We start from the raw sequence: 5,405 nt of genomic DNA on the forward strand, positions 1-5,405 counted from the left end.
CAGCCGCAGGATATACCGGGACGGCTTCTATACAGAATGGAGCGTACAGAAGGACAGCCGAATCACCTGTACACGCAAACATAGCATATGAAAGAACGAGGAGGATTATCTGATGGCATTATACAAAAAACTGGACCTGTGGTCCATTACCGATGGACTGGACAGGATGATGGACTACTGCTACAACGGGAACGAAAAGGGCAGCCCCTACTGGGGCTACTACTATGAGCAGATCAACGAGCTGAGCATCGCGGCCTCCGACATGTACATAGAGCTGGACACCCTGAAGAGCCATCTCTACAGGGAGATGCCCTATAAAAGGATCGCCTTCAGCGACGAGGACGACAGCGACCAGACGGCCATCGCATGGTTCAACACGGCGGCGGCCATGCTCTATGACACCGACATGACGGAGCTTTTGGAGAACGAGAACATCTTCTGTGCGGACGAGTGGGAAGAAAAGAAGAAACGGATCTCCGCCCTGGGACGGCTGACCAAGCGCCAGCAGACAGTGCTCTTCACGGAGGTCACCGCATTCGTCACCCGCTATCTGGAGCTGTCGGCCGCATTCGACACAATCGAGGCCGTGATCAACGAGCTTGACTACCACCAGTCCGCCGTGGCCCGGAGGGATGCTGCAGCATTCCACCAGGCATCCTATGTATGAGGACGGCCCGTAGAATCTGCAGGCCCGGCACCACAAATATAAATGGTAAATAACACAGAGGAGGATTCCATGTATATCACAGCATCGACCTACGGGGGCATCGACTGGCATGACTCCCGCACCATACACGAACAGCTGAAGAGCAACGGCTCCTACAATATTGAAAAGGACAAGATCCCGGAAGCCATCGCCGAGGACATCGCCAAAAACTTCCCCTATGTGGAGGATATCCGGGAAAAAGTCCTGCAGGCCCTCTCCGAAAAGACCTGTTTCCGCTTCATGGTCAAGTCTGAGGAAAAGGACAGCATGGGGAACGTGTCCTATCAGGACTGTGTCATTTATGAGGATGACGGAGGGGCCTGTTATGAATCTGAAGCTGCCTTTGACGGCGAAAAGCTGACGCTGACACAGGAGTATGCTTTCGGGCAGGTATCCTACACCACAGCCTATTACATCGAGGACATCCCGGACAGCCAGCTCGGCTACATCGTGACGGAGGATTTCCTCGCCCCATCCAAAGGCGTCCCGGTGGTACAAAGGATGTACCATGACATCTTTGACGGGCAGGACGCAGCGCAGGGCTATGCCGAAAGCCTCCGGCTGCATGAATTCCAGTATCCGGCATCCATCGTGGCCTTCCTTGTATGCAATAAGGAAAAGGTAACCCATGGTGAATGGTACCGGCTGCAGAGAGAGGCCATGGAACTGATGGAGGAAAAAGGGCAGACGCCTCTGGACGACAGCTTCCACATCTTTGTCAAAGGCCACATAGAGAACCTGAGGCGGCTGCCCGGAAAGGAGGGCGCAGCATGAAAGAGAAGGAACAGGCCATAAGCTGCTCCGAGTGCAGCCACTGCAGCGGATTCCGCCCTGTGGGGAACACCAGGACAGAATTCACCTGCACCCATCCGGACCAGCGCTACATCCAGGATTACTTTTCCCGGAAGAACATGCGCAAGATGCCCGGATTCATCGGATTCGGGGAAAGGTATTCGGAGGAAGTCCCTGTCAGGACCGCCCCGGCATGGTGCCCGAAGAAGATCGGAACGGGCAATGCCCGCCTTAGAAGCAACCGGGGAGATGCAGCACAATGCTGTGTCTCCCCTTTTCATTCCCGTCTATCTTATAAACAGATTCCCAGCAGCAAGCGCACGCATCTGCCCTATCGCTTCATCGTAGGGCACAGCATCTGCTGCAAAGTAGCTCGTAACAGCCTGATAGTCCTCCCTGTAAAATGCATTGTCACAAAATTCCATAATCACCGCCGGGACATCAACTGTGGCCTCCGCTGAAAGGCATATCGGCATCCTGGCACGATGGTCCCTCACTTCTCCTATCAATGAAGCAAACCCATCATCAAACCTTATCAATGGGGTCAGCTTATAGATATCGTACAGATGACGCGAGCAACGCTTTGACCTTCCCTGAAGGTAATAGTCGCACAGGGCAAAGACCTTATCTATATAGGTCCGTTCCAGGGACTGCAGGTTCATGGAGAACTTTCCTAGAGAGAACCGTTCCGCTAAATCTGCCCTCCCGCGCCCTTCCAGATAGTCCCCGATATAATTGCGTATCTCAACCTCCTGCGTAGGGAAAGAATAAGAACCCAGGGCAGTCTCCAGCTTTACATACTGTGGCAGCCTGTCATCCTGAAGGCCGAACACCGATTCATAGGAGAACAGGTAGGCATTGTAGTCCCTGTCGCTCTGCGTTTCCTCCCAGTTTGCGACCGACATCCCCAGTTCTTCGCTAATCCCCTTCAGGACAACATTCTTCAGCTTCTTCCTCCTGCTCTCCCCAATATGTTCCTTGAACGTGATGTCGATATCTTCCGAAAAACGGTCTATCACATGGAAGCCTTTCGACAGCGATGTCCCTCCTTTGAATACACACTGGTCCAGCTGTTCTGAGAGCAGCTTCAGGATCAGTGTCACATAATAGTCCTTCTCCACTACAGCCGGCGTCCTCCCGCTGCTGTCAGATGCCTGTCCGACCATATCCTTAAATATTTCCCTATCCTTGTGCAGATACATTTCTATACCCCCTCTGCCCGCTTCAGCGGGCATACCAATCAATAGTATGGAAGTTTTACTTCCATACTTTTACCCCCTGTCCGCATCAATGGTCCCGAAATCGATACCCGTCTCATAGATTGCCTTGTATATTTTCAGCGGATACTTAGCAAGGAACCTATCAACCACTGCTCTGGTAAGGGCATGCTCCCTGGCGTAGCCCGTGAGGATACGCCCGCAGGCCTCCGGTTCCTCTTCCGCACACTTCTCCAGGTCCTTCAGGCAGTCCAGGAACTGCAGGACAGCCACGTTTTCATCCGTGACCTCCACCACTGGACGCCGCAGGATGTACTTCCGGTTCTTTATGGCCAGCTCCCGAATCTGCGCCGGTGCAAAGTTGCTAGTAATCTCCTCCGTAAGCGGCACCTGCGTGGACAGCCCCATACGGTTTGCTAAGGTATATCCCGAATAGTACCCTACCCTTCTCCCCCTGCGCCTGACATATTTATGGAGTGCAACCGTATCCGCCGTCAAGGCCATCCGTTCCCCGAAGATATCCGTTCTGGGGAAGTAATATATCCCTGCTTCAAACCGGCACAGGATGCCGTCATCGGTGAGTCTCTTTAAATGATACCGGAGGTTCTCTTCCGATAATCCGGGGATGGAAATATCCCCTGAAAAAATCGGTTCCCCCAGTTCATAATTCCCTTTCAGATACTCATACAGCATAGACCCCCACTTCCTTTCGGTTTGTAAATTTATCATTTACTTATTGTTAGTATATCCAAAATCCGAAATTCTGTCAACAGAAAGAAATGGAAAACAGTTGCATGATGTCATAACCACAGTTACCATTTATTTGTCCGATGCACAATATATAGAATTTTCTATTTGACTAAATCTATATATTGTGGCATCATGAACTTGTTATTGATTTTTGTGCAGTTCCAGGACGATAAGCACACGCTGTTTAAGTTTGTACGGAGTCAGGAAGTATAAAGTGCGGGACACTTTATGCCTTCTGGCTCTTTTTATGCCTGTAGGGAGCAATCTTACAGGCAGTCATGCAGTGTCTGCACGCAGGCAGGAATGATTCGGCAGCCCAGGCCGCCATCATCTCCTGCTTTTTTTGTGCAGGCAATGAGCCGGACGGGAATATCTACATCCCCATTCGGCGGATACCGCGGCAGCAAGACAGCAGACGGTGCAGGAAAGGAGGCCGGAAGCAGGAACACACAGATTCACTGGCAAAATCAAAAAGAAAAGAGGAAAAAAGAATGTCACAGGCAACAGAACGGATCCATGAACTGGTGGACAGGCTCAACCAGTACCGCCACGAATACTACAACCAGGATGCGCCCAGCGTTTCCGATGCGGTCTATGACCGCCTTTACGACGAGCTGGAACTCAATGTGCTAAGGTAAAGCACATGGGAGAAGGACACCGGCATCATCTTAAGCAACTCCCCCACCCAGACCGTAGGCTATAAGGCCGTCAGCAGCCTGGAGAAGGTGCGGCATAACATCCCGCTGCTCTCTCTGGCCAAGACCAAGGCGGTAAGCGACCTGGCTTCCTTCCTGAAGGGCCATGCGGCGCTGCTCATGCTGAAGCTGGACGGCCTGACCGTGAAGCTCGTCTACGAAGACGGGAGGCTTGCGGAAGCCTCTACCAGAGGGGACGGCGAGGAGGGGGGGAGAATGTCACCCACAACATCGCTGCCTTCCGGAACGTGCCGCTGTCCATCCCCTACAAAGAGCGCCTTGTAATAACCGGCGAGGGGTTCATCCACAAGAGCGACTTCGAGCGCCTGAAGGATAGGCTCACCGGGAGCGACGGGAAGCCCTACCGCAACGCAAGGAACCTGGCCTCCGGCTCCATCCGGAGCCTGGACGCAGCGGCCTGCAGGGAGCGGGAGGTCAGCTTCTGTGCCTTCAATGTGCTTGAGGGCCTGGCCGAGTTCGAGGACTCGCGGGACAGTCGTAACAGCCTGCTGTCCATCCTGGCTGAGTTCGGCTTCGAGGTATGTCCCGCAGTATATATCCCTCCAGATGCAAAGGCAGACCACATCGAATCGAAGATCCAGAAAATGACAGAGCTTGCGGACTCTAAAGTCTGCGGTGCAGACTTTGACATCCCCATCGACGGGATGGTGCTGCGCTTCGACAGCTTCTCCTACTCCGCAGGCCTGGGCAGGACTGGGCACCATTACAACGATGGCATCGCGTTCAAATTTGAGGACGACACCTATGAGACGGTATTCCGTACCATTGAATGGCAGACAGGCCGCAGCGGCGAGATAGCGCCGGTTGCAGTGTTCGACACAGTGGAGATCGATGGCTGTGAAGTATCCAGGGCGAGCCTCCATAACCTGACCTTCATCAAAGGTCTGGAGCTGCATCCCGGGTGCCGCATCCTGGTCTCCAAGGAAGGCATGATCGTCAAGACGCTGTTCTACCACGATGAGATTGCGGCCGTCCCGAAGCAGGTGCCCAAAGTCACGCTGGACAGGAATGAGCTGGATATGGCAAAGATGCTGGTTGACAGCATGACCAAGCCTTTTGTCCCGGAGGATTTCAAGGATGAGTACCAGGCAAGGCTGCGGGATGCGATTATGAAAAAGATCCAGGGGAAGGAGATCGTCACCGCAGATAACAGCGAGTCGGGCAACGTAATCGACCTGATGGAAGCCCTGCAGAAGAGCCTGGAGATGTCCAGCGGGAAGAAAA

The 5,405-nt window shown here is 53.2% G+C and carries 4 protein-coding genes and 2 pseudogenes; 4 read left to right on the forward strand and 2 right to left on the reverse strand.

What is annotated here, in order from left to right; translation table 11 throughout:
• The first annotated feature begins 112 nt into the window (after positions 1–112).
• Both Q2B33_RS23080 and Q2B33_RS23085 read left to right on the forward strand, forming a co-directional pair.
• Positions 113–667: a hypothetical protein gene (locus tag Q2B33_RS23080; RefSeq protein ID WP_300571269.1), complete on the forward strand. Its 555-nt coding sequence runs from the start codon at positions 113–115 to the stop codon at positions 665–667.
• A 69-nt stretch (positions 668–736) separates the two neighbouring features.
• Positions 737–1,480, forward strand: coding sequence for a hypothetical protein (locus Q2B33_RS23085; RefSeq protein ID WP_300571267.1), 744 nt, complete (start codon positions 737–739; stop codon positions 1,478–1,480).
• Positions 1,481–1,785: 305 nt separating this feature from the next.
• On the opposite strand, the gene Q2B33_RS23090 is transcribed toward Q2B33_RS23085, so the two are convergent.
• Together Q2B33_RS23090 and Q2B33_RS23095 are read right to left on the reverse strand one after the other, a co-directional pair.
• Positions 1,786–2,664 (reverse strand): nucleotidyl transferase AbiEii/AbiGii toxin family protein, encoded by an 879-nt coding sequence (locus Q2B33_RS23090; protein ID WP_300816119.1) that lies wholly within the window; start codon positions 2,662–2,664, stop codon positions 1,786–1,788.
• Positions 2,665–2,769: 105 nt separating this feature from the next.
• Complete coding sequence (locus Q2B33_RS23095; protein WP_300571263.1) at positions 2,770–3,408, reverse strand: DUF6088 family protein; 639 nt, start codon at positions 3,406–3,408, stop codon at positions 2,770–2,772.
• Between the two features lie 548 nt (positions 3,409–3,956).
• Here Q2B33_RS23095 and Q2B33_RS24355 point away from each other — a divergent pair.
• Positions 3,957–4,445 (forward strand): annotated as a pseudogene (locus Q2B33_RS24355) (hypothetical protein).
• Positions 4,409–5,405, forward strand: a pseudogene (locus tag Q2B33_RS24360) (hypothetical protein); the annotation flags it as partial. The pseudogenes Q2B33_RS24355 and Q2B33_RS24360, both read left to right, overlap by 37 nt.

It is taken from the genome of uncultured Acetatifactor sp. (genome assembly GCF_948601915.1).
In the GTDB taxonomy this organism is placed as follows: domain Bacteria; phylum Bacillota; class Clostridia; order Lachnospirales; family Lachnospiraceae; genus Acetatifactor.